1 protein-coding gene is annotated in these 539 nt (G+C 67.7%); it reads right to left on the bottom strand.

Translation table 11 applies throughout. The annotated features are described in order from the left end of the window. Positions 1-44 precede the first annotated feature (44 nt). A partial coding sequence (locus E5W87_RS25960) for a 3-deoxy-7-phosphoheptulonate synthase (protein ID WP_292404137.1) occupies positions 45-539 on the bottom strand: 495 nt, incomplete at its 5' end.

Below are 539 nucleotides of genomic sequence, written 5' to 3'. Positions count from 1 at the left end.
GCCACCTTCTCCCACAAGGGGAGAAGGGAAGGCGCCAGCCAGCGTCAAGCCGCTCCCGGGCGGCTGGCGATCAGGGCGCGCCGCGCTGCCCGGCGTTGCTCGACGGCGTCGGCAAGGCTGTGCAGCACTATCTCGGTGGTTGCCCAGTCGATGCAGCCATCGGTGATGCTCTGGCCATAGACGAGCGGCTTGCCGGGCATGACGTCCTGCCGGCCGGCAACGAGGTTGCTCTCGATCATGACACCGGTGATGCGCTCGTCGCCTGCCGCGACCTGGCCCGCCACGTCAGCCGCTACCTTCGGTTGGTTCTCGGGCTTCTTGCTGCTGTTGGCGTGGCTGACATCGATCATCAGCCGGGGCGCGACACCGATCCGGGCGAGTTCCGCACTGGCGGCGGCGACGCTTGCCGCGTCATAATTGGGCTGAATGCCGCCGCGCAGGATGACGTGGCAGTCCTCGTTGCCGGTGGTTGTCGCGATGGCGCTGCGCCCGCCCTTCGTCACCGCCAAGAAATGATGCGGCTGGGCGGCGGATTTCAC

Origin of the sequence: Mesorhizobium sp. (assembly GCF_004962925.1) — a bacterium.
In the GTDB taxonomy this organism is placed as follows: Bacteria; Pseudomonadota; Alphaproteobacteria; order Rhizobiales; family Rhizobiaceae; genus Mesorhizobium.
The sequence above is the reverse complement of the archived record's forward strand: the minus strand, read 5'-3'. Positions and strand labels throughout refer to the sequence as shown.